18 protein-coding genes are annotated in these 20,164 nt (G+C 55.1%); 12 read left to right on the top strand and 6 right to left on the bottom strand.

The features are described from left to right. Positions 1-157 precede the first annotated feature (157 nt). The gene (gene gorA, locus ABC502_RS12645) at positions 158-1,513 is read left to right on the top strand and encodes a glutathione-disulfide reductase (RefSeq protein ID WP_345916124.1); all 1,356 of its coding nucleotides are present in this window, start codon (positions 158-160) and stop codon (positions 1,511-1,513) included. A gap of 3 nt (positions 1,514-1,516) precedes the next feature. On the opposite strand, the gene ABC502_RS12640 is transcribed toward gorA, so the two are convergent. Together ABC502_RS12640 and ABC502_RS12635 are read right to left on the bottom strand one after the other, a co-directional pair. After that, complete coding sequence (locus ABC502_RS12640) at positions 1,517-1,909, bottom strand: type II toxin-antitoxin system VapC family toxin (protein WP_345916123.1); 393 nt, start codon at positions 1,907-1,909, stop codon at positions 1,517-1,519. Continuing rightward, complete coding sequence (locus ABC502_RS12635; RefSeq protein WP_345916122.1) at positions 1,909-2,139, bottom strand: CopG family transcriptional regulator; 231 nt, start codon at positions 2,137-2,139, stop codon at positions 1,909-1,911. Before ABC502_RS12635 ends, ABC502_RS12640 begins: the two co-directional genes overlap by 1 nt. A 106-nt stretch (positions 2,140-2,245) precedes the next feature. Between ABC502_RS12635 and ABC502_RS12630 the strand changes: the two genes are divergently transcribed. After that, positions 2,246-2,989 carry an alpha/beta fold hydrolase gene (locus ABC502_RS12630; RefSeq protein WP_345916121.1) on the top strand — a complete coding sequence of 248 codons (744 nt, stop codon included), beginning with the start codon at positions 2,246-2,248 and terminating at the stop codon, positions 2,987-2,989. On the opposite strand, the gene ABC502_RS12625 is transcribed toward ABC502_RS12630, so the two are convergent. Both ABC502_RS12625 and ABC502_RS12620 read right to left on the bottom strand, forming a co-directional pair. Beyond that, positions 2,986-4,254 (bottom strand): amidohydrolase, encoded by a 1,269-nt coding sequence (locus tag ABC502_RS12625; RefSeq protein WP_345916150.1) that lies wholly within the window; start codon positions 4,252-4,254, stop codon positions 2,986-2,988. The two genes, ABC502_RS12630 and ABC502_RS12625, sit on opposite strands and share 4 nt — an antisense overlap. Positions 4,255-4,350: 96 nt before the next feature. Then, on the bottom strand, positions 4,351-5,583 hold the full coding sequence (locus tag ABC502_RS12620) for an MFS transporter (RefSeq protein WP_330089290.1): 1,233 nt from the start codon (positions 5,581-5,583) through the stop codon (positions 4,351-4,353). A 202-nt stretch (positions 5,584-5,785) separates the two neighbouring features. On the opposite strand from ABC502_RS12620, the gene ABC502_RS12615 reads away from it, so the two are divergent. The 9 genes from ABC502_RS12615 to ABC502_RS12575 all read left to right on the top strand — a co-directional run bounded on the left by ABC502_RS12615 (position 5,786) and on the right by ABC502_RS12575 (position 17,697). Then, on the top strand, positions 5,786-6,172 hold the full coding sequence (locus ABC502_RS12615) for a cytochrome c (protein WP_330089251.1): 387 nt from the start codon (positions 5,786-5,788) through the stop codon (positions 6,170-6,172). Between the two features lie 114 nt (positions 6,173-6,286). Beyond that, on the top strand, positions 6,287-7,174 hold the full coding sequence (locus ABC502_RS12610) for a transporter substrate-binding domain-containing protein (RefSeq protein ID WP_345916120.1): 888 nt from the start codon (positions 6,287-6,289) through the stop codon (positions 7,172-7,174). Between the two features lie 30 nt (positions 7,175-7,204). After that, on the top strand, positions 7,205-9,268 hold the full coding sequence (locus ABC502_RS12605) for a S9 family peptidase (protein WP_345916119.1): 2,064 nt from the start codon (positions 7,205-7,207) through the stop codon (positions 9,266-9,268). A 155-nt stretch (positions 9,269-9,423) separates the two neighbouring features. Beyond that, positions 9,424-10,488 carry a DUF3083 family protein gene (locus ABC502_RS12600; protein ID WP_330089254.1) on the top strand — a complete coding sequence of 355 codons (1,065 nt, stop codon included), beginning with the start codon at positions 9,424-9,426 and terminating at the stop codon, positions 10,486-10,488. A gap of 69 nt (positions 10,489-10,557) precedes the next feature. Beyond that, positions 10,558-11,190, top strand: a complete 633-nt coding sequence (locus tag ABC502_RS12595) for a YigZ family protein (protein WP_345916118.1) — start codon at positions 10,558-10,560, stop codon at positions 11,188-11,190. A gap of 114 nt (positions 11,191-11,304) precedes the next feature. Then, positions 11,305-14,970: an ATP-binding protein gene (locus ABC502_RS12590; RefSeq protein ID WP_345916117.1), complete on the top strand. Its 3,666-nt coding sequence runs from the start codon at positions 11,305-11,307 to the stop codon at positions 14,968-14,970. Continuing rightward, entirely contained in the window at positions 14,970-15,590 is a 621-nt protein-coding gene (locus ABC502_RS12585) for a hypothetical protein (RefSeq protein ID WP_345916116.1), read from the top strand. Before ABC502_RS12590 ends, ABC502_RS12585 begins: the two co-directional genes overlap by 1 nt. Beyond that, entirely contained in the window at positions 15,590-16,831 is a 1,242-nt protein-coding gene (locus tag ABC502_RS12580) for a hypothetical protein (RefSeq protein ID WP_330089260.1), read from the top strand. The genes ABC502_RS12585 and ABC502_RS12580 overlap by 1 nt, the downstream gene beginning before the upstream one ends. Continuing rightward, a complete protein-coding gene (locus tag ABC502_RS12575; RefSeq protein WP_345916115.1) occupies positions 16,831-17,697 on the top strand; it encodes a Wadjet anti-phage system protein JetD domain-containing protein in 867 nt (288 codons plus the stop codon). The genes ABC502_RS12580 and ABC502_RS12575 overlap by 1 nt, the downstream gene beginning before the upstream one ends. Here ABC502_RS12575 and ABC502_RS12570 read toward each other — a convergent pair. Further along, positions 17,683-18,417 carry a hypothetical protein gene (locus tag ABC502_RS12570; RefSeq protein WP_345916114.1) on the bottom strand — a complete coding sequence of 245 codons (735 nt, stop codon included), beginning with the start codon at positions 18,415-18,417 and terminating at the stop codon, positions 17,683-17,685. The two genes, ABC502_RS12575 and ABC502_RS12570, sit on opposite strands and share 15 nt — an antisense overlap. A 180-nt stretch (positions 18,418-18,597) precedes the next feature. Here ABC502_RS12570 and ABC502_RS12565 point away from each other — a divergent pair, with 180 nt between their 5' ends. After that, the gene (locus tag ABC502_RS12565) at positions 18,598-19,827 is read left to right on the top strand and encodes an AraC family transcriptional regulator (protein ID WP_345916113.1); all 1,230 of its coding nucleotides are present in this window, start codon (positions 18,598-18,600) and stop codon (positions 19,825-19,827) included. Here ABC502_RS12565 and ABC502_RS12560 read toward each other — a convergent pair. Next, the gene (locus ABC502_RS12560; RefSeq protein WP_345916148.1) at positions 19,824-20,159 is read right to left on the bottom strand and encodes a nuclear transport factor 2 family protein; all 336 of its coding nucleotides are present in this window, start codon (positions 20,157-20,159) and stop codon (positions 19,824-19,826) included. The genes ABC502_RS12565 and ABC502_RS12560 overlap by 4 nt on opposite strands. Positions 20,160-20,164: the final 5 nt, after the last annotated feature.

Here is a 20,164-nt window from a genome sequence, read left to right as displayed (position 1 = left end):
AAGGCATCCTGATCAACGGTACGTATCACTGTTATGTTGGGGCAAAGAGTGGACAAGTCAAGGCGTTGGTTTCAACGATCCTGATGCAAAGGCTCTTGTGATTCCAGCAGCTGTGCCCTATATAGAAGATAATTCGATGCAATCAATAGGACCTTGTATGACCCGACATTACGACTACCTCGCCATCGGTGCCGGCAGCGGCGGCATTGCCTCAGCCAACCGGGCCGCTATCCGGGGTGCCAAAGCTGCGGTGATTGAAGCCAAAGCCGTAGGCGGTACCTGCGTGAATGTCGGTTGTGTGCCGAAAAAAGTGATGTGGTACGGCGCTCATATAGCCGAAGCCATCAAGTACAGCCCGGCCTATGGCTTTGATTTGCAGCAGCAAGGCTTTGATTGGGCCACTTTAGTGCGCAACCGCGAGGCCTACATTGAGCGCATTCATGGTGCTTACCAGCGCGGCTTTGCCAGCAATGGCGTGGACTTAATTGAAGGCTTTGCTACTTTTGTTGATAAAAACACGGTGGAAGTGAATGGCGAGCGCATCACCGCCGATCACATCACCATCGCCGTTGGCGGCCGGCCCAGCCGGCCCGATATTCCCGGCGCAGAGCTTGGCATCGACTCGGATGGCTTTTTCGCTTTAACCGAGCAACCGAAAAAAGCCGTGGTGGTGGGTGCCGGCTACATCGCCGTCGAAATCGCCGGTGTGCTGCACGCCCTGGGTAGCGATACCCATCTGCTGGTGCGTAAAGACCGGCCGCTGCGCAACTTTGATGCCGATATCACCGATGCCCTGCTGCAGCGGATGAGGCAGGATGAACTGCAACTGCATCCCCATACCGAAGTGAGCAAAGTCGAAGCCGCCAGCGATGGCCGCCTGACGGTGTATTTAACCGATGGCGGCATGCTGCTGAACGTCGATTGCCTGATTTGGGCCATCGGCCGCGAACCTGCCACCGATACTATTAAGCTGGACGCTGCCGGTGTCAGCACCGATGCGCACGGCTTTATCCGTACCGATGCCTTTCAGAACACCAATGTGCCGGGTATTTATGCCGTCGGCGACATCACCGGCGAAGCCCAGCTCACGCCAGTGGCAGTGAAAGCCGGCCGCATGCTGGCCGAGCGGCTGTTTAACCCGGCCATGCCGGAGGCCAAAATGGACTACCGGCTGATCCCTACCGTGGTGTTCAGCCACCCCCCCATAGGTACCATCGGCCTGACCGAAGCCGAGGCCAAAGCCGAGTATGGCGACGCCAATATCAAAGTATACCGCTCCAGTTTTGCTGCCATGTATAACGCCATAACCCCACACCGGGCACTTAGCACCTTTAAACTGGTGTGTGCCGGCAAAGAGGAAAAAGTAGTCGGCCTGCATGGCATTGGCGAAGGCATGGACGAAGTGCTGCAAGGCTTTGCCGTCGCGATGAAAATGGGGGCTACCAAAGCCGATTTCGACGCCACTGTAGCGCTGCACCCTACCAGTGCGGAAGAGTTTGTGACGATGCGCTGAGTGCTAAAACCAATCAGCCAGTTGAAGCCCTGGAACTTTACAAAACTCACGTTGATTGTGGGTCACCAGAATGGCTTGATTGGCTCTAGCAGTTGCCGCTATCAGCAGATCGTATGGGCCTATCGGTTGGCCCTGCTGTTCCAGCGTAACCCGGATGTCAGCTGCCTGCCTGGCTGCATCGTCGTCAAAAGGCAGTATGCGTACAACCCGCAGCAGTTGATTCAGCTGCTGTTGCCTTTTTTGCGGGGCGCTGGATTTTAACACCCCAACTTCCAGCTCAAACTGCACGATAGCCGGAATTGCAATGTGCTGTGGTGGTTGTGCCAGCAAATGCCTGGCCACATCGCCCTGACCTTTGAAAAAATAGATCAGCGTATTGGTATCCAGCGCAAACATTACCAATCTTCTCTTGGCGTATCGGCCGTTTTATCCTGACGTAACTCTTGCTCACTGGGAAAATCTGGCCAGGCACCTGCCAGTTCACGCACTTCACCAGGCCAGTGCTCCGACAGCTCTTGCTGTATTAAGGCCGCGACCCACTTGCTGGTGGATACCTGACTGGCTTTGGCAGCAGCTTTCATCTTCGCTTCACTGTCATCATCCAGGTAAATAGTGACTTGGCCCATAGCTCACCTCAACAAACACTTATAATTGCAAGTATAGGTGGATAAATTTTGACCGTCAATGCAAGCTCAATTAAGCTAACTACATCTGAAACAAGGAATGGATGCAATGCGCACACTGCTAAGTTTAGCAAGCTACCTGCTAGCCGGTTATGGGCTTCTGTGCCTGCTGCTGTATCTGATGCAGCGCCAGCTGATTTATTTCCCGGTGCCGGCGGCCTTGCCGCCAGAGCAGTCGCTGGTGTTGCAGCAAGGTGGGGTTCAGGTGCTGGTAAGCCAGCAGCCTCGAGCCAGTGACAAGGCTTTGTTGTATTTTGGCGGCAATGCTGAGGATGTGAGTGTTAGCCTGGCGGAGTTTGCTGCAGCATTTTCGGAGCACGCTATCTATCTGATGCATTACCGTGGTTATGGCGGCAGTGAAGGCAGGCCATCGGAACCCGCCTTGATCAGCGATGCGCTGGCTTTGTTTGATCAGGTAAGTCAGCAGCACAGCGACATCACGGTGATTGGCCGCAGCCTGGGTTCGGGCGTGGCGGTGCAGCTGGCAGCGCAGCGATCGGTGCAGCAACTGGTGCTGATCACCCCCTTTGATAGCCTGACCAAACTGGCCCGACAACAGTTTACGGTGGTGCCGGTGCGCTGGTTATTAAAAGATCGCTACGAATCCGCCCACTACGCCAGCAGTATCAACACCCCTACCCTGTTGCTGGTGGCGGAGCAGGATGAAATCATTGGCCGGGCGCGCAGTGAGGCGCTGTATCAGGCTTTTGCCCCCGGTAGTGCCCGGATGCAGTTCTATCCTGGCGGGCACAACAGCTATTTGCCCGCCAGTCAGATTGCAGCCTGGCTTTAGCCAGCACCCGGGTAATCAAACACCCAGTTAATAAACAGATTGGTGCCTACCTTAAGCGCCCGCTCATCGGCGTAGAAAAATGGCGAATGGTTGGCTGGCATGCTGGCCGGATCTTTATCCGGCGGCGCTACACCCAGAAACACGAACATACCGGGTACTTCCAGCGCGTAATAGGAAAAGTCTTCCGCCCCAGTGACCAGCGGGCTTTCATGCACCATCTGCTCACCTGCCACATCTTTGGTCGTAGGTAGCATTTTTGCTACCAGTTCCGGGCTATTGATGGTGACCGGATAGCCTTCGATAATACTGACCTCAGCAGTTGCGCCAGTGACATGAGCAGAGGCCTCTGCCGCCTGAGTCAGTTGGCGGAAGATCTGCTGACGGATGTCCATATCGAAGTTACGAATGGTGCCTTCCAGATACACCTCATCCGGAATAATGTTGTTGCGTACTCCACCTTCCACAATGCCAAAGCTCACCACCGCTGGTGCCCGGGTAATATTGATTTGCCGGCTGACGATGGTTTGCACATTGTTGATAATTTGCGCTGCCGCAACAATGGGATCAACGCCGGCCCAGGGAGAAGAACCATGCGTCTGCTGCCCTTGAACCCGGATCTCAAAGCGATCCGACGATGCCATCAGGGGACCCTTGCGATAGCCAATCACCCCCACTGGGGCCTGACCCCAGACATGAATACCAAAAATCGCATCCGGTTTCAGCTCAGCAAACAGGCCTTCGCGCAGCATCAGCTCGGCGCCACCTTCTTCACCAGGTGGTGCTCCTTCTTCTGCTGGCTGGAAAATAAACATCACGGTACCGGCTACTTGTTGCTTGTGCTCTGCCAGATACTCGGCCGCCCCCATCAGCATGGCGACATGCAAATCATGGCCACAGGCATGCATCACTCCGACTTCATTGCCACGGTACTCACCAATGACGGTAGAACGAAAAGGCACATCGGTTTGCTCGGTGACCGGCAGAGCATCCATATCGGCCCGCAGGGCTATCACTGGCCCAGGCTTGCCTCCGCGCAATATTCCCACCACACCGGTATGGGCAATTTCGGTTTGCACCTCCATGCCCAAAGCCAACAAATGCTCTGCAACTAAGGCAGCCGTTCGAAACTCGCGGTTACTAAGCTCCGGATGCTGGTGAATATCGCGCCGCCAGGCAATCACTTTTTGTTCCAATTCAGGGCTGATAGCTGGCCGGGCGACCGGCTCAGCCTGCAGTGTGGCCGGCAGACACAGAACAATGGCCATCAATGAGATCCGAAGCATACTTTTCTCCTGTAGCAATAATGGCTTTGAGCTTAGCCGCAATCTTGAGCCTAAGCAATGCTCTTAGTCCTAATGCTCTTAGTCCTGCGGGTCCTGTTGTTTTTCCAGGCCTTCTTTGATCATGCTTTCGGAGGACTGGGTGGGTAACATCACCGTAGCACTGGCACGCCGCTGCCGCTGGCGGCGGTCAAAAAAGCGTAAGTACAGCGCCATGGTGCCCACAATGACCGGCAAACTGGCAATAAACCAGAAAAACACCTGGGTACCGACAAAGTGCATTAACAGGCCGGATATCAGCAAGCCACAGATCGCGCCCTGGCCATTGGCCCGTACCAGGGCACTGCTGGCTCCAACCATCTGCTCTTTACTGAGATAGTCATTGGTGTAAGCCACCACCATCGAGAAAATCGGCAGCATCACAGCACCAAACACAAAGTAGCTGACATAGAGCAGCAGAATTTGCGAACTCTCTAAGCTGGAAATCCATAATGCCATAGCGCAGGAGGCGAAAGCACAGCAGGCAATCACCAGCCGCCGGTCGAAACGATCAGATAGCTTGCCGAGTTGGAACTGGAAGCACAAAGAACCAAAAATAAGGCAAGCCACCAGATTGGCAATTTGCGTTAACTCCAAGCCGAGGCGGGAAAAATACACCGGCCCAAGACCGAATAAAGACGCATAAGCAAACTGCATTAAAAAACAGCCAATGATGCCCAATGGAGCGACCCGCATCAGCTCGCTGGCCCGCATTTTTTGCGGTGGCCCAAAAGAAGGTGTGGTGGTGGGTGTAATCAGCAGCGGGATCACGGCAGCACTGATTAAAATAGACACCAAAGTAAACTGAATAAAGTCGCGGGGGTCGCCGATGTAAAGCAAAAATTGTCCCAGACCGATGCCACCAAACAGCATCATCACGTACAGCGACATCAGTTTGCCACGATTTTGATTGGTCGCCCCAGCATTGATCCAGCTTTCTGCGATGACAAAAATAGCGGAAAAACAAAAGCCCGATACCATCCGCAGCACAAACCAAACCCCGGTATTGACCCAGATGGCATGCACCAGAATACTAATGGATGCCAATGCCGCCAGGGCGGCAAAGGCCCGGATATGGCCGACCCGGTGGATCATCTTGGGTGCCCGAATGGCTCCGAGCAAAAAACCAATAAAATAGCCAGCCAGAATCATGCCGGTACTGGCACTGCTAAAGCCTTCCATTTCTGCCCGAATGGACAGCAAGGTATTTTGCAAGCCGGTAGTCATGCCAACAATCAGCATACCCAGCAGCAATGGCCAGATGGTTCGAATCATCGAAAACAAAGCAAAGTCCTTGTAGTAAATGCCGGAACTTGAAATAAAGCACTGAAGTTCAATAAGATTAGCAAAGCCAGGTTACGCAGACCAGTGCTAGTGTTAACCGGAGCACTAAGCCAAACAGGGTACACCCAAAGCAAACTGGTGTTCTGTGCCAGTCTGTGGCAGGCTGCCAAAAAACCAGGGAGTAAAGCATAGCATGAATCACCTTATCCGCCTTTTGATCTTCGTCAGTATTGGCGTATTGGCAGCCGCCTGCTCTGAACCGGGCAGTGTGACCGAACCTGCCCAACCAGATCCATTGGCAGCCCTAACCGATAGCGAACGCGAACTGCTGCGCCAGGGCGAAGCCAGAGCCCGCAGCTGTGCAGCCTGCCATGGCCCGCAGGGTATTTCCCGTAACCGCATGTACCCCAGTATTGCCGGTATGAGCAGCCAGGATATGATCACCGCCTTGCACGCCTATCAAAGCGGTGAACGCAGCAACCCGTTAATGTCACCGCAGGCGCGGGGCTTATCGGAGCAAGATATTGAGTTGCTGGCGGCCTACTTTGCCATGTTACCAGCTGCCACACCCTCACCTTAAGCGGCATGGATTCGGTCGCCAACCTGCTCTGTCAGCTCAGTGGCTTTGACAGAGCCCATCAGCTTTGCCAAGATAACGGCACTTTCACCCACCCGCTCTACGGGAATCTGGATTATGTTGCATAAAATGACCCGACCTATCTTGCTGCTAGCACTTAGCCTGATGCTTAGCGCCTGCTCTCCCGAGCCCGTTGTTTCTGTTAGCCAGCTTGGGCAAGATCACGGTGATAGTTTTCAACAGGCACAGCAACAAGGACGAGCCAATCTGACGGTGCTTTATGTGCCTGCTGAAGGATTTGCCTACACCAATGCGGCCGGCGAACTGACCGGTGTCAGTGTTGAAATTATGCGGGATTTTGTCCGCTGGGCCGAGCGGCATCACCGTATCCGGCTTGAACTCGACTTTGTCGCCGAAACCAACTGGCAACACTTTTACCAGCGTGTGATGCAGGGCGAAGGTGGCGTATTTGGCCTTGGCAATGTCACTATCACAGACGCTCGTAAACAAGAACTGCAATTCTCTCCTCCTTACATGAATAATGTCGCTGCACTGATCACACATCAAGATATTGCTGAATTGCAGGATTGGGCTGACTTTGCTAACCAGTTTGCTGAGCTTGAGCCATTGGCGTTTTCCGGTACCTTGCATGAAGTACGGATCCGGCGCCTTCGGGACAGCTATCAACCAGACTTAGCCATTCAGCGTGTGACGTCCAACCCGGATTTACTGGAACTGGTCGCATCTGGCACCTTCTACAGTTATGTTGATGCCTACAATTACTGGCGCGCCCGTCAGGCTGGCATGCCACTGCGGGATCATCCTCTGGCGGCTGAAACCGATGAGACCTTTGGCTTTATTATGCCGCTCAACAGTGACTGGACACAGTTTATGCAAGCTTTTTTTGCCGCCGAAGGTGGCTACCGTAACAGTGCCAGCTACCGTCAGATCATGCAGCAATATCTGGGGCATGAATTGGCAGAGCTATTACTTGGCCATCCATAAGTACGACCGGAGTCAATCAGAATGATGTCGATGAAAACAGCTATTTATCAATGGCTTGGGCTACTTTTGTTATGCTGCTGGCTACCACTGGCACACGCTGAACTGGCCCACCCCCAAGCCCAATTGGCACACTTTAGCGCCGAAGATATTTTCGAGCTGGAGTTTGCCAGTGATGTGCAAATTTCGCCGGATGGCCAGTACATTGTGTATGTGCGTAACAGCAACAACATTCAGCAGGACAATACGCAGCAGCGTTTGTGGATCCTGGATACCAGCACCGGTCAACACTGGCCACTGCTGGATGATGAGTTTCAGTACAGCCAGCCACGCTGGGCTCCCGATAGCAACCGCATTGCCTTTATTTCCAATCGCAGTGGCAACCATCAAATTCATGTGCACTGGCTGGCACAACGCCGCACAGCGCGTATCAGTAATCTGACACAGCGCCCCGAGCACCTGAGCTGGTCGCCAGATGGCCAGCAACTGGCATTTTTGATGGAGGTTGCTGCGGAACCAACAGACTTTGCCCGCAGTGTTTACCGCCCCAAAGCACCGAAAGGCGCAGAATGGGCCGATACTCCCACCATCATTGAACGCACTTATTATCAGCAAGATGGTCAAGGCCTGCTGGTGTCGGGCTATCGGCAAGTCTTTGTGCTGCCAGCCTCGGGCGGAAGTGCCCGTCAGTTAACCGAAGGTCCTTATATGCACCAGGGGCCTTTGGCCTGGGCGCCTGATAGTCAGCACATTGTCTTTGCCGCAAATCGCAACAGCGATTGGGAATACCACCCACGCCAGAGCGACCTGTATCAGCTTCAGTTGAAAGATGGCAAGGTGCAACCCCTGCTGACTGGAGATGGACAACACCACCATCCGGTATTTTCACCGGATGGCTTGCAGCTGGCGTTCTTGCATGCATCGGCAGAGCCGGTGGCTTATCGCAACAGCAAGTTGCAACTGCTGGACATGCGTAGCAGACAAGTAGAGCCCTTGCTGAAAGAGCTGGATCGCTCGATCAGCAACCCAGTGTGGCAGGACAACCAGCAATTGGTGTTTCAGTACGAAGACCGCGGCCTGACCAAAGTAGCACGAGTGACACTGCGTAACCGCATGGCTGATCTGGTGAATGATGTATCCGGCGCCAACTCTGGCCGGCCCTATTTAAGCGGCATGTTCAGCGTATCAGATAAAGGTCAGCTGGCTTATACCCGGGGCTCATCACAACGACTGGCCGATGTCGCCATCTGGCAGCATGGTCAGGTGCGTAACCTAACCCGGCTGAATGAGGATCTGCTGGGCCAGCGCCAGCTCGGCAAGGTGCACGAATTTACTTACCGCTCCACACTGGATGATGAAGAAATTCATGCCTGGTACATCACTCCACCGGGTTTTGATCCCAGCCAGAAATACCCACTGATCCTGGAAATCCATGGTGGCCCACACCTGCCATATGGCCCGCACTTTTCCGCCGAGCTGCAGCGCTATGCCGCCGAAGGTTATGTAGTGCTGTACAACAATTACCGTGGCAGCACATCCTATGGTGAGCGCTTTGCGCTTTTACTGCAAAACAAATACGCTTCAACCGATGATTTTACCGATCATATGTCTGGCGTCGATGCGATGATTGCCAAAGGCTTTATTGATCAAAACAATTTATTTATTGCCGGCGGTTCAGCCGGTGGTATTGCCACTGCTTATGCGATTGGCCTGACCGATCGTTTTAATGCCGCCGCTGCCACCAACCCGGTGATCAACTGGGTCAGCAAGGTGCTGACAGCCGACAGCTATATGGCACAGATCCAGAATCAGTTCCCCGGCATGCCCTGGGAGCAGCATGAGCATTACTGGCAACGCTCGCCGCTATCGCTGGTGGGCAATGTGACAACCCCCACCCTGCTGTTTACCGGAGAACTGGATCGCCGCACCCCGATGGCCGAAACCGAGCAGTTTTATCAGGCCTTACGCTTGCGGCAAATCGATACCGCTATGGTGCGGGTACCTGGTGCTTATCATGGCGTTTCCAACCGCCCCAGCCGGATGATTGCCAAAGTCGAGCACACCCTGGCCTGGTTTGCCCGCTATCGGAAAGATTAATCAAGACAGCATCAGTCCCGGTTGGTCTAAGCCGGGACTTATCTCCCCTTACCTGAAAAGCCCTACCAAAACTTATTCCAGAACAATAAAATCATCGTCAGTCTGGTCTAGACTTAACGCCATCTATCCTATTGCATAAATCAGGGAGTCTTTATATGGCGTCGCACAACCCGCATCGCGTTTACATTCCAACCAATGCCCATTCCAACCAGTATCTGTTGGCCGAAATCAAACTGGACGATGGCTTTTACAGCCATTATGCCAGCGCGGATGACTGCTATCAGGGGTTGTCTCAGCAGCTGTTTCAGTTGGCCGATGCTTTGGAGCTGCGCAATGTGCACTTGATTGCCAACGATAAGCTGCCGGTGGTGCGCTTTCATACCGAGTCCTACACCTTTCAAACCGAGAAGCAAATTCTGTTTTTCTACAATCCCAAATACCATGAAGGCCAAAATCTCTTTGCCACCCCTGGCTACCAGGCACGGAAAATCCGCTTGCTGTTTCTTGCCACCGGTGAAGAACTGCGCAGCCAGGCCGCCAACTTCCACGGCAAGGTGGTACAACTGCTAAAGCAACTGAAAGAACAGCTGGCCGAGCCTTGTGCCATCAAGCTGCGCGATCATCAACACCTGTCGTACGATCTCTTTGCCAAAACCAAAGGCCATAAAGAAAGCTACGGTTACAAACTGCGTGGCTTATATCCACGCTATCAGGCCAGGCAGTGTGAGCTGCCGGCCGAGCACAGTGAAATTACTTATGTCACCGTCACGCTACCGCTAAGCCGGACGCTGAAACAACAGCTGCTGCATGAACGCAGCAACGACTTCAGCCCGCTGTATCAAAGCTTGCAGGATAAATTTCAGCAAGCCTGCGCTGGCAAAAAACTGGACCGACTGGCAATGGTCGCCAACGGCCTTACCCCGCTGGTGCGCAACAGCAAATGGGATCAGCACGATAAAAACCGTGAGCTGCAAAAAATCAGCTTTAACCCGGATTGTACCGAGCCGCAGTACCTGACCTTCTGGCAGGCCGATAATCTGGTAGAAAGCGCGCATTTTGTGCTGGTGGCAAGCAAGGAAGACCACACTGAAATGGGCTATGGCCGTTTTATGAACCAGGTGGAAGAAGCACTGCGCAGCTTCAGCAAAAGCATCGGCTTTGATGGCAACCACCAAAACCTGACGGTGCGGTTCTTCCAGCACATCAGTTACGTACTATAAAAAATAGCGTGACGGCTTCAACAAGAGGGCACAGACGATGGCCCTCTTTTTCGTTATACTAGCGCCGCCATGAATACTCCCAACAACAAAACACAAACTTACACCATCCTTGCCACCCCGGTTGAACACCGGCTATCGGAAAAAAACAGCGACTTCCTAACCTTTTTGCAGCCGGTGCAAAACCGCGATGAAGCCATGCTGTGGGTTGAGCAGTACCGTAGCCGTTACCGCGATGCCAGCCATGTCTGCTGGGCTTATAGCATCGGCAATACCCGCCAGCCCGAGGCGCAGGCCTGCAGCGACGATGGAGAGCCGAGCGGCACGGCTGGCCGGCCGATGCTGCATGTGTTGACCGAGCGTGAGCTCGGCAATTGCCTGGCGGTGGTGGTGCGTTATTTTGGCGGTGTGAAGCTGGGTGCCGGAGGTCTGGTACGGGCTTATTCGGCCGCGGTGTCGCAAGCGGCTAACCTGGCTGAGCTAGCCCCCGTCAGCCCACAAACCGAGCTTAGTATTCAACTTGGTTTTGCCGATGAAAGCAAAGTACGGCAGTTGCTGAGCCAACATCAGGGCGAGTTATTAAGCAGCGATTACAGCCACCAGGTCACCCTGACCATCCGGCTGCCACAAAGCGCTGAAGCCGTCTTTTGCCAGCAGTTAAGCAACCTGACTGCAGGCAGCGCCGTTATTGACAGCAACCGCTGATTTCCTCTTTGGCATTTACGGCCAATCTGTGGATAATAGCCGTTATGCCCAAGTATACAACACGACAAAAAATGACCCCATGGCAGCGAGCCGAAGCTGTCGACAGGATGCGCTATGTCTCAATTACTTCGTATTGTGCTGATCCACACCCACCTGCCCGGTGTGGTGGAGTTGCAGCTGGATCAACACACCAATATTTGCGGTACCAATGCCTCGGGCAAAACCACCCTGCAGCGGCTGGTACCGGTATTTTATGGCGAGCAGCCAAACCGGGTGGTACCCAAAACCCGCAAAAAGTTTGATGAGTTCTACCTGCCTTATTCCAACAGCTACCTGGTGTACGAATACCAGCGCGACAATGGCGAGATCTGCCAGGTGGTGCTGACCAAAAAAAGCGATGGCGGCGTCGAGTACCGCTTTGTCGGCGCGCCCTATCAGAGTGACTTCTACCTGCAGCAAAGCGATGACGGTGTCAAAGCTCTGAGCTACAACGACTGGGCCAGCGCCATGCGCGCCCGGCCCGATGTGCAGGTGTCCGCCAAAATAAGCGCCACCAGCGAGTACCGCAGCATTATCCAGAACGATGCCGCTGCGCTGCGTGGTAACAATGCCGACAGCGTCAAACTACGCCGGTTGGCCGCCAGTTTTAGCCTGGTCGCCAGTGGTCATAAGCTGCGTCATATCGAAAAACTGGTCAGCGCCGTCCATGCCAAAGAAGGCAAGATGGACACCTTAAAAGCGATGCTGGCAGCTATTTTTGAAGAAGATGGCGTCACCCTGCCGACCACCAAGGTAAAAAACACCAAGGCACGGGACTGGATCCAGCAAATGCGCCAATCGATGCGACTGGACCGCTTGCAGCAGGATTTCGAGCGGCTGCAGCAACTGGCACTGCAACTGGATGGGGCTGAAGCCCAGTTGGCGGCTTTGCTGCCCCTGTTGGAGCAGGATGAGCAGCAGTTAAAGCAACAACGCGCCGATGCCGAGCAGCAGGTGCAAAGCCTGCGCCAGCAGCTGCAAAGCGCCAAAGAGCAGTACCAGCAGCAACAGCTGGAGCAGAGCAGCCAGTTGGCCAAAGTCGAAGCCAGCCTGCATGAAACCTCGGCCCGGCTCGATCGCTTGCAGCAACAGTTTGATGATTTTGACAGCAAAGACATGCCGAAGCTGCAGCGCGATACCGATGCGCTGCCACTGTGGCGCGAGACCCTGCAGGAGCTGGCTGAACAGTACCAGTTGATGGTGGAGCAGCATGGCGATATGGAGCGGCAGCTGGAGCAGCGTAAAGCCAAGCTGGCCGAGTCCTTTAACCGCTTAAGCGAGCAGCACAGAGCCAAAGCCAAGCAACTGCAGCAGCAAAAAGATCAGACCCGCGAGCAGCAGGACACCAAACTGGCCACGCTGGAGCAGGCCTTTCAAAGCCGCTTGCAGCAGCAACAACAAACCTTCGCCACTCAGCTCAGCGACTGCCAAAGCGCCATCGCTGTGCTGCAAAGCCAGCTCAGCGCCTCGCCGCTGACCGAAGCAGAGCACGACGAGCTGCGCGCCGCCGAACTGCGGTTGGAGCAAGCCCAGCAGCAAGCGCAACAGCAAGCGCGGCAGCTGCAGCAATTGCAGAAGCTGCACCAGCAAGCGCAGCAGCAACGCGAGCAGGCCGACCAGCAACTGGAAGCGAGCCGCAAAGCACAGCACAGCGCCGAGCGGCAACTGCACCACCTGCAGCGCCAGTTAAGCCCCGAGCAAGGCAGTTTGCGCCATTTCCTGCGGCTGCATTACCACGGCTGGGAGCAGAAACTGGGCAAGGTACTGGACGAGCGTCTGCTGGAACGGCACGACTTGCAGCCGCATCTGCTCGATTTGACCGACAGCCTCTATGGCTTGCAGCTGGATTTAGCCGCCATCGACACACCGGATTACGCCCAGGACGAAGCGGCTATTCGCCACCGGCTGCACAGTGCCGAACAACAGCTGGAGCAGGCCAACGCCAGCAAAGCAGCGGCTGAAAAAGCGTTAAAAGACAAGTACGAACAGGCCGAGCTGGCCCGTGCTCAACTGGAGCAGGCCGAGTGGCAACTGACCCAGTACGAACAAAACATCGACTACGCCCGCGATGCCCGCAATCGCCTGGAAGCCCAGCAACGCGAGCTGGTGAAACAGCGCCAGGCCAATGTGCGCTCGGAGCTAAGCGCCCGTCAGCAGCAGTTGGACAAACTGCAACAGCAGCAGCAACAGGATCTGGCCGCGTTAAAGGACGATCACAACAGCCAGAAAATGGAGCTGAAAGCCGACTGGCAGGCCGAGCTGCAGGTGTTCGACGAACAGATGGACGAGCTGGAGCGCCAGCTGGAGCGTAAGCGCGAAGACAACAAAAGCCAGCTGCGCGAACTGCAACAGGCTTTTGCCGAAGAGCTCTCCGCCAAGGGCATTGATCCGCGCCGCCTGGCCGAGCTGCGGCAAAAGCAGGAGCAACTAAAAACCGAGATCCAGCGCGTGACCGAGCGGCAGAACGAGCTGAGTGCCTGGCAAAGCTTTATGCAACTGGACTGGCAACAACTGCGGCCGCAGTTGCTGGAGCAGGAAACCTCACTGAAGCAGCAACAGCGCAGCAGCCGTCAGGCGCTGGAGCAATTAAAAGCCGATTACAGCCAGCAGCAAAAGCAGCTGGATGCACAAAAGCAACAGCATCAGGAGCAGATGCAACACGCCGAGCAACGACTAGCGCAATTAAAGCCCTGCTTAAGCAAGCTGGCCGAGCTGCATCTGAGTACCGTCAAACCAGCCAGTCTGGCGGCCTGTGCCGATGTGATTGAGCGATTGTCCCGCAGCAACGAAGCACTGGAGCAGCGCAGTAAACTCGATAGCGCACTCAAGCAGGCGATGGAGCAGTTTGAAAGCATGCTGAGCAAAGATGCCGGCCCCGAGTTCCTGGACAGGCTGGAGCATGAAAAACGCAAACTGCCCGACTACGCCGGTAAGCGCGAGCAGTTGCCGATCCTGTCCGATTTGCTGCGTATTCTAAAAGATGCCCAGCAGCAGTTGCTGGAGATGGGCGAGAACATCGGCGGCGATCTGAAAAAGTTCTTTACCGTCTTTAGCGATATCAACCGCCGTATTGCGCTGCAAAGCCGCCGCTTAAGCGAAGCCGTGGCCGATGATCTGGTGCTGGAAGGCATCAGCCGCTCGGAAGTACGGATTTTATCCACCATCGACGAGCTGGGTTTCTGGCAGCCGCTAAAACACTTCGCCAAACTGTACGATGACTGGGGTTCCTCCGGCAAAGCCCTGCCGTCGGAGCAGTACCTGAATGCCCTGGCCGATGTGGTCGAGCTGCTGCGCGCCGACGAGCAGTACAGCATTGAGTCCTTGCTGCGACTGGAGCTGCATTTAAGCGAAGGCGGCTCTGAGCTGGTGATTAAGAACGACCGCCAGCTGCTGGAGTCCTCCAGCCATGGTATGGCCTACCTGATCCTGTGCAAATACCTGCTGGCCTTTACCCGTTTGCTGCGAGGCGATGCCAAGGTCAGCATTCACTGGCCAATTGATGAAATCGGTACCCTGGCCTACCACAACGTGGAAAAGCTGTTCCAGGCCTGCAGCAGCAACGACATCGTGATTGTTGGTGCCTTCCCGAATCCGGAGTCCGATGTATTGATGCTGTTCCAGCACCGCTATCTGATTGAGCCCAGCCAGCAGGATCCGAGTAAACGGCAGCTCAAGCGCATTCAACCCAAAGTCAGCCGCCTTGCTGAGCGACTGGCGCAGAAACAGCAGGAGGCCAGCTGATGCTGCAACACGGCCTTTTATTGGAACGGCTGCTGGCCGGTGACTTTATCTGTCAAATCAGCGACGAAGATGCCTTCCGTCATCTCAGCCAGGAGCAAACCCAGCAGGAGATCAACCACTACCTGCGGCCACTGAACCGCCGGCTGGTCAGCAACGACGATGGCTCGGTGTTTTACCTCGGTTACCACGAGCTGACCAAGGAAGCCCGTGAGCATTTAAGCAGCCAGTTTGCGCTAACGGTGCAATCCTTGCTGCCACTGCTGGAATGGCTGCAACTGGTGCAGGAAACCCTGGGCCGCGACAGCGCCCTGACAGCTGGTGATACCATCAAGCTGCAGGAGTTTGTGCTGCGCACCGAAGACAACCAGAGCCTGCGCCAGCGGCTGAATGCGCTGGCCAGTGACCGTTTTTTCAACAGCCAGAGCGAGCAGCTCGACAGTCAGGTGAAACTGATTTTCCGCCGTTTAAAAGAGCACGGCTATCTGCTGCAACCGCACAGCGAGCGTCAGTACTACATCGTCACCGGCAAAATTGATTATCTGCTGGATGTGATCCGCTTTATCCGCGATGAAGAGCAGCTGCCGGTGGACGATACTCCCAGTCAGGAGGCGCTGCTCTGATGGCCCCGCTCGACTCACAGCTGGCCTCGAATTTATTCAGCATCGGTGCCGAGCGCCTGGCTTTGCTGGGCAAACACCACAAGGCGCTGATGCAGGGTTATCTGGATGGCCATATCGATGAAACGGTTTTTAGCGAAAGCGCGCTGAAAAAGCTGATTGCTGCCCGTATTTTATGGCGGCCGGATGAGCAGCAACCGCTGGCACTCAGGCCTTTGGTCAGCGAACTGATCGCCAGTATGGTGGCCGATGAAAACCGCCGCCAGATCAATGCCGATGTGGCCGAGAAGTTGGAGCAAATCCGCAACCGGGTACAGGCCTACCGCGATGCGCAGTTCAAAGGCGATTACAGCGTGGCCGAGCTGCAACTTCAGCGCCTGACCGAGCATGTGCACGATTTAAGCGGCCAGTTTGAAGAGGCCATCGACAGCCTCTGGCACCGGCTGAACAGCGACTTTGGCTTTGTCAGTAGCCTGGACGATAAAATCCGCGAAAACGAACGGGCGCAAAAGCAGCTGCGCCGTTTGCTCGACGGCCTGGATTTGCTCGATTTCAACGAGCTGATTGAGCTATCGGAAGGCAACAACCACCTGCGTAAACTGCTGGTCAGCCAGCTGCAAAACCAGCTCAGCTCGCACCACAGCAGCTTGCTGGAAGTGCAAAAACGGCTGGTGCAGTTGCTGGCCAAGTTCCGTCAGCAGCAGGCCCGTTCGCTGTTAATTGCCAATATGGCGGCCTTTTTGCGCCAGCATCCGAAATACCAGCCAGCCGATTACCCCAATCGCTCCGAGTTACCGGCGTTGTTCAATCAGGCTGCAGCGATTCGGCCACAGGCCGCCATTGCGCTGGATAAAGCCAGCGAGCGGTCGGTGCTGGCCGAGTTGGTACGCTCCCTGCCAAGGCCCAGCAGCATTGAACTGCCGGAGCAGCACAGCGCCAGCTTTGCAGAGCTACTGGCCGATGAAGAAATCGCCGCCCGTCAACAGGCACTGAAAACCGATGTCGAAAACTTCTACCTGCGGGTGATTGATCAGGGCGGCAAACTCAGCGCGCTGGATTATTTAGAGCAACAAAAGCTGGCATGGGACAGCGAGATTTGGCTCTATCAAATCATCGCCGAGTACCAGGCGCTGCCGGTAGAAGAAAAGCAGATGTTTGCCATCCGCCGCGATGAAGCACCTGCCAGTACTGTCAACCAGTTGCTGCTGATCCGCGATATTCAGATCGCGCTCAAGGCAGCCTGATGCAGTCAGCCTTGGGGCTGCAGGCCCTGAGCTGGCTGCGCCAGTTGGAGCAACGCCTTAAGGGTAGTGGCAGCGAAGCCGTAAACCCTGGTAAAAAAGCGGCTGCGCAGGTGGTTCACTGGTGCATTGAGCAGGAGCTTTTACCAGCTCACAGCGCCAACTTACCTAAAGTTCGCTTTGATCTGGCGCTGCTGACCGCTATTGCCACAGCCCAGCACCAGCTTGGCCAGGCCTGTTTTCGCGATAATCTGGCAGCGCAAAGCCGGCTGGCAGCGGCCAAAGTCAGTCAACAGGAATTAAAAAGCGCTGGCTTAAAACCGCGCCAGCAGCGGGTACTGCTGCGTTTAAATCAACCAACGCAGCAAGCAGGCCTTCATACGGAGTTCATCGACACCGACTGGCAACAATTACCACTGGACCAATTCGACACCCTGCTGGTAGTGGAAAACCTCGATTGTTTTTACCAACTGGCACAATTCACAATAGAGCTACCCTACCAACAGCCGTTGGTGATTTATCGTGGCGACCGCCTGTACAGCCAAGGCTGCAAAGCACTCAAAACCGCCTGGCTTAACCTGCAAAAACCAACCATCTACTTTGGTGATTTTGATGGCAAAGGCGTTAGCATTGCACTCAACGAAGGCTATCAAGCCATGTTGCTGCCAGCCTTTGTCGAGCTGCAACAACAGGCCAGTGCAGCCATGCTGCCCGATGCACAGCTCAAGTACCTGGCCGCCATCGAACAACGCCCGACTTGCCCCGCCTTTCAACCCTACCAACAGCTGCTTTGCCAGCAGCTCAAAGGACTACGACAACAACAGATGCAGGGGATGGTGCTTGACCCCATACGTTTAATCGGAGCTTGACTCCCTTCTCACCCCAACCTTAGTGGTGCACACCAATACAATCCCCAACCAGCTAAACCAAATAATCTGCAACAGGCCAAAGGCGTCTTTTAAATAAGGCACGGTATGCAGCACGGTGAGGATGCCCAGAGTGCCTATCAGTAGCCCCAAAAGATGCAGGGCTTTCGGTAGCCATTGCTGTTTAAGGCCGGTGATACTGAGCAGCAAAACCCATAGCCCCCCGACCAGTTCAATGCCGCCCCCCAGCGCATGGGTTATCAACCAGAAGCTATGGTACAGCGCTTCAGCCTGTACCGGATCCGTATTGGCCAGCTGTATAAGCCGATCTAGTCCAATCAGATAGGTCATGCCGCTGGCCATCATCAGCGTGACCCAGATCCAGCCAAAGCGATCCGCTAACCCCGCCAGGGCAGATTGTTTATCCGGTATCGCCTGCTGCAAAGCCTGCAAGCTGATGGCTAACAAAATCCCAAACAGCAGATAACCCATGCTGTAACTGATGGCAAACAGCAACCGACCTTGCTGCAAAAACTCGATCCGCCCCAGGGTATCCAGCCCGAGAGGGGCTGATACCAGCCCAAAGAAAATCGCAAACATCGACACATAACACAGGGCCATACCGATGGTGGCCATGCCCCCGAGCCGTACAATGCTGGTTGAAGGAGCTGGGCTGGTTGAAGGTGCCAAATTGCCTGATGATGCTAATGAAGTCGCTTGCATAGATTACTCCTGCGGTTACAAGTAAAGTGTCATCAGGGCGAACTATCCACGATTAAAGCGCTGTCTGTCGTCCGGGACGATAAGCGCGGACAGTTTTTTACTAGGGGCGTCCCAGAAAAAGCCGTACACTAAGTCTCAAATACCACGAAGAGAGTGCACGCCTTGCTTGATAAGCTAAACATGGTTGAGCCAAGTCTGGCTGAGTTAAATCTGGCTGAATTAAGTCTGGGCACCGCAGCACTGGCCGTGCTGGGGTTTAGCCTGCACCTGCTGTTGCTGCGTGTAGCGCAGCAGCCTTACGTATCGCCCTTGCTGCTTGCCTTAGTGGCACTGGCGCTGATTGTCACTGGCCCGCTGGTTTTTCAGCTGGCACCAAGCTTGATCTTCCTGTACATCGCAGCCTTGCCGGTGGCTTTTTTTGCCTTGCCACCCAGCCTGTACCTGTATGCCAAGGCGCTATGCACGCGTACCGAATGGCGCTGGCAGTGGCGGGATAGCGCCAGCTACTGGACTCAGCTGCTGGCCTTACCGCTGGCCGTGCTGATTTATACCCTGCCCGAAGCGGAGCAACAGGCGCTGTTTTTCTCGGAGTCTGCCCCGCTGCAGGGCCAAGCGCTGATCACCGCTGTGCTGTTTTTGCTGGCGACCCTGCTCTGGCTGGCAATTAGCCTCTGGTATTTGCTTCGCATTAGCCGGCGGTTACGGCGTTATCGCCAGCAACTAAGGCAAGTGTTTGCGGCCGATAGCGGCAAAAGGCTGTACTGGCTCGATGGGCTGATGGCTGCCCTGCTGCTTAATTGGGGCTATGCGGTGCTGGTATTGCTGACTGGCGAGCAGCTGGCATCGCCCTGGTTCAGCGATACCGGCGTGCTACTGTTGGCACTGCTGCTGGTATGGCTGCTCTGTTACTGTGGTTTGCAGCAGCAGCCGGGTTTTGCCGAGGTATTCAGTAAGGCCGATAGCCAAGCACCAGCAGCGGCAGAAGTGAAAGAGGTAGAGGAAGTAAAGCCAGCCGGTGCCGACAAATACCAGCGCTCGGCGTTAGGAGAAGCGCAAACAGAGCGGATAGCGAACAAGCTGCAGCAAGCAGTGTACCAGCAACAACTGTACCTGGATCCGGCGCTGACCTTGTACAAACTGGCCGAGCAGCTTGGGGTATCACCACAGTATTTGTCGCAGACTTTAAACCAACGGTTGCAGCAATCCTTCTACGACTACATCAATGAAGCACGGGTCGCAGCTGCCAGGCAGCTATTGCAACACAGCCAGGACAGCGTACTCAGCATCGCCATGGCGGTTGGCTTTAACGCCCGTTCGTCTTTTTACAAAGCCTTTAAAGCCAGTACTGGCCTGACCCCGGCACAGTATCGGGCACAAAATCAGACTCAGGCTGCCAAAGCAATGGATTAAACGCTGGCCGGATAAAACCAGGCGTTTTTAATGAGGCCAGCATCAACCTCGTACACCACCGCCACTTCGGATGGCGTCTCGCTCATACCATGCACCCGCTCGTGATCGATCACCTTGTTGCCAACCACCATCCGGCTTAGCACTTCGGCGCGAAGCGCAGGTAAGGTAAAGCGCTCACTGGCATAGAACTGCCGCAGTGCGTCTAGCCCCTGCAGCGCCGGGGCGCTTGCCGGCATGCGGTAAATGGCAATATCCGGGTGATAACAGCGGCAAAATGCGGCTAAGTCTTTGGCATTGTACGCATCGAGCTGGCGCTGCACCGGCTCGGCCATATCTG

It is taken from the genome of Alkalimonas sp. NCh-2 (genome assembly GCF_039631345.1).
Classification (GTDB): Bacteria; Pseudomonadota; Gammaproteobacteria; order Enterobacterales; family Alteromonadaceae; genus Alkalimonas; species Alkalimonas mucilaginosa.
This window is presented reverse-complemented; position numbering and strand designations above follow the sequence as displayed.

Excerpts from the sequence above, each read along its gene's own strand:
- ABC502_RS12590 (WP_345916117.1), top strand. The coding sequence starts at position 11,305 with ATGTCTCAATTACTTCGTATTGTGCTGATCCACACCCACCTGCCCGGT.
- ABC502_RS12600 (WP_330089254.1), top strand. The coding sequence starts at position 9,424 with ATGGCGTCGCACAACCCGCATCGCGTTTACATTCCAACCAATGCCCAT.
- ABC502_RS12570 (WP_345916114.1), bottom strand. The coding sequence starts at position 18,417 with ATGCAAGCGACTTCATTAGCATCATCAGGCAATTTGGCACCTTCAACC.
- gorA (WP_345916124.1), top strand. The coding sequence starts at position 158 with ATGACCCGACATTACGACTACCTCGCCATCGGTGCCGGCAGCGGCGGC.
- ABC502_RS12560 (WP_345916148.1), bottom strand. The coding sequence starts at position 20,159 with ATGGCCGAGCCGGTGCAGCGCCAGCTCGATGCGTACAATGCCAAAGAC.
- ABC502_RS12605 (WP_345916119.1), top strand. The coding sequence starts at position 7,205 with ATGAAAACAGCTATTTATCAATGGCTTGGGCTACTTTTGTTATGCTGC.
- ABC502_RS12625 (WP_345916150.1), bottom strand. The coding sequence starts at position 4,254 with ATGGCCATTGTTCTGTGTCTGCCGGCCACACTGCAGGCTGAGCCGGTC.
- ABC502_RS12565 (WP_345916113.1), top strand. The coding sequence starts at position 18,598 with ATGGTTGAGCCAAGTCTGGCTGAGTTAAATCTGGCTGAATTAAGTCTG.
- ABC502_RS12640 (WP_345916123.1), bottom strand. The coding sequence starts at position 1,909 with ATGTTTGCGCTGGATACCAATACGCTGATCTATTTTTTCAAAGGTCAG.
- ABC502_RS12575 (WP_345916115.1), top strand. The coding sequence starts at position 16,831 with ATGCAGTCAGCCTTGGGGCTGCAGGCCCTGAGCTGGCTGCGCCAGTTG.
- ABC502_RS12630 (WP_345916121.1), top strand. The coding sequence starts at position 2,246 with ATGCGCACACTGCTAAGTTTAGCAAGCTACCTGCTAGCCGGTTATGGG.
- ABC502_RS12615 (WP_330089251.1), top strand. The coding sequence starts at position 5,786 with ATGAATCACCTTATCCGCCTTTTGATCTTCGTCAGTATTGGCGTATTG.
- ABC502_RS12620 (WP_330089290.1), bottom strand. The coding sequence starts at position 5,583 with ATGATTCGAACCATCTGGCCATTGCTGCTGGGTATGCTGATTGTTGGC.
- ABC502_RS12635 (WP_345916122.1), bottom strand. The coding sequence starts at position 2,139 with ATGGGCCAAGTCACTATTTACCTGGATGATGACAGTGAAGCGAAGATG.
- ABC502_RS12580 (WP_330089260.1), top strand. The coding sequence starts at position 15,590 with ATGGCCCCGCTCGACTCACAGCTGGCCTCGAATTTATTCAGCATCGGT.
- ABC502_RS12585 (WP_345916116.1), top strand. The coding sequence starts at position 14,970 with ATGCTGCAACACGGCCTTTTATTGGAACGGCTGCTGGCCGGTGACTTT.
- ABC502_RS12610 (WP_345916120.1), top strand. The coding sequence starts at position 6,287 with ATGTTGCATAAAATGACCCGACCTATCTTGCTGCTAGCACTTAGCCTG.
- ABC502_RS12595 (WP_345916118.1), top strand. The coding sequence starts at position 10,558 with ATGAATACTCCCAACAACAAAACACAAACTTACACCATCCTTGCCACC.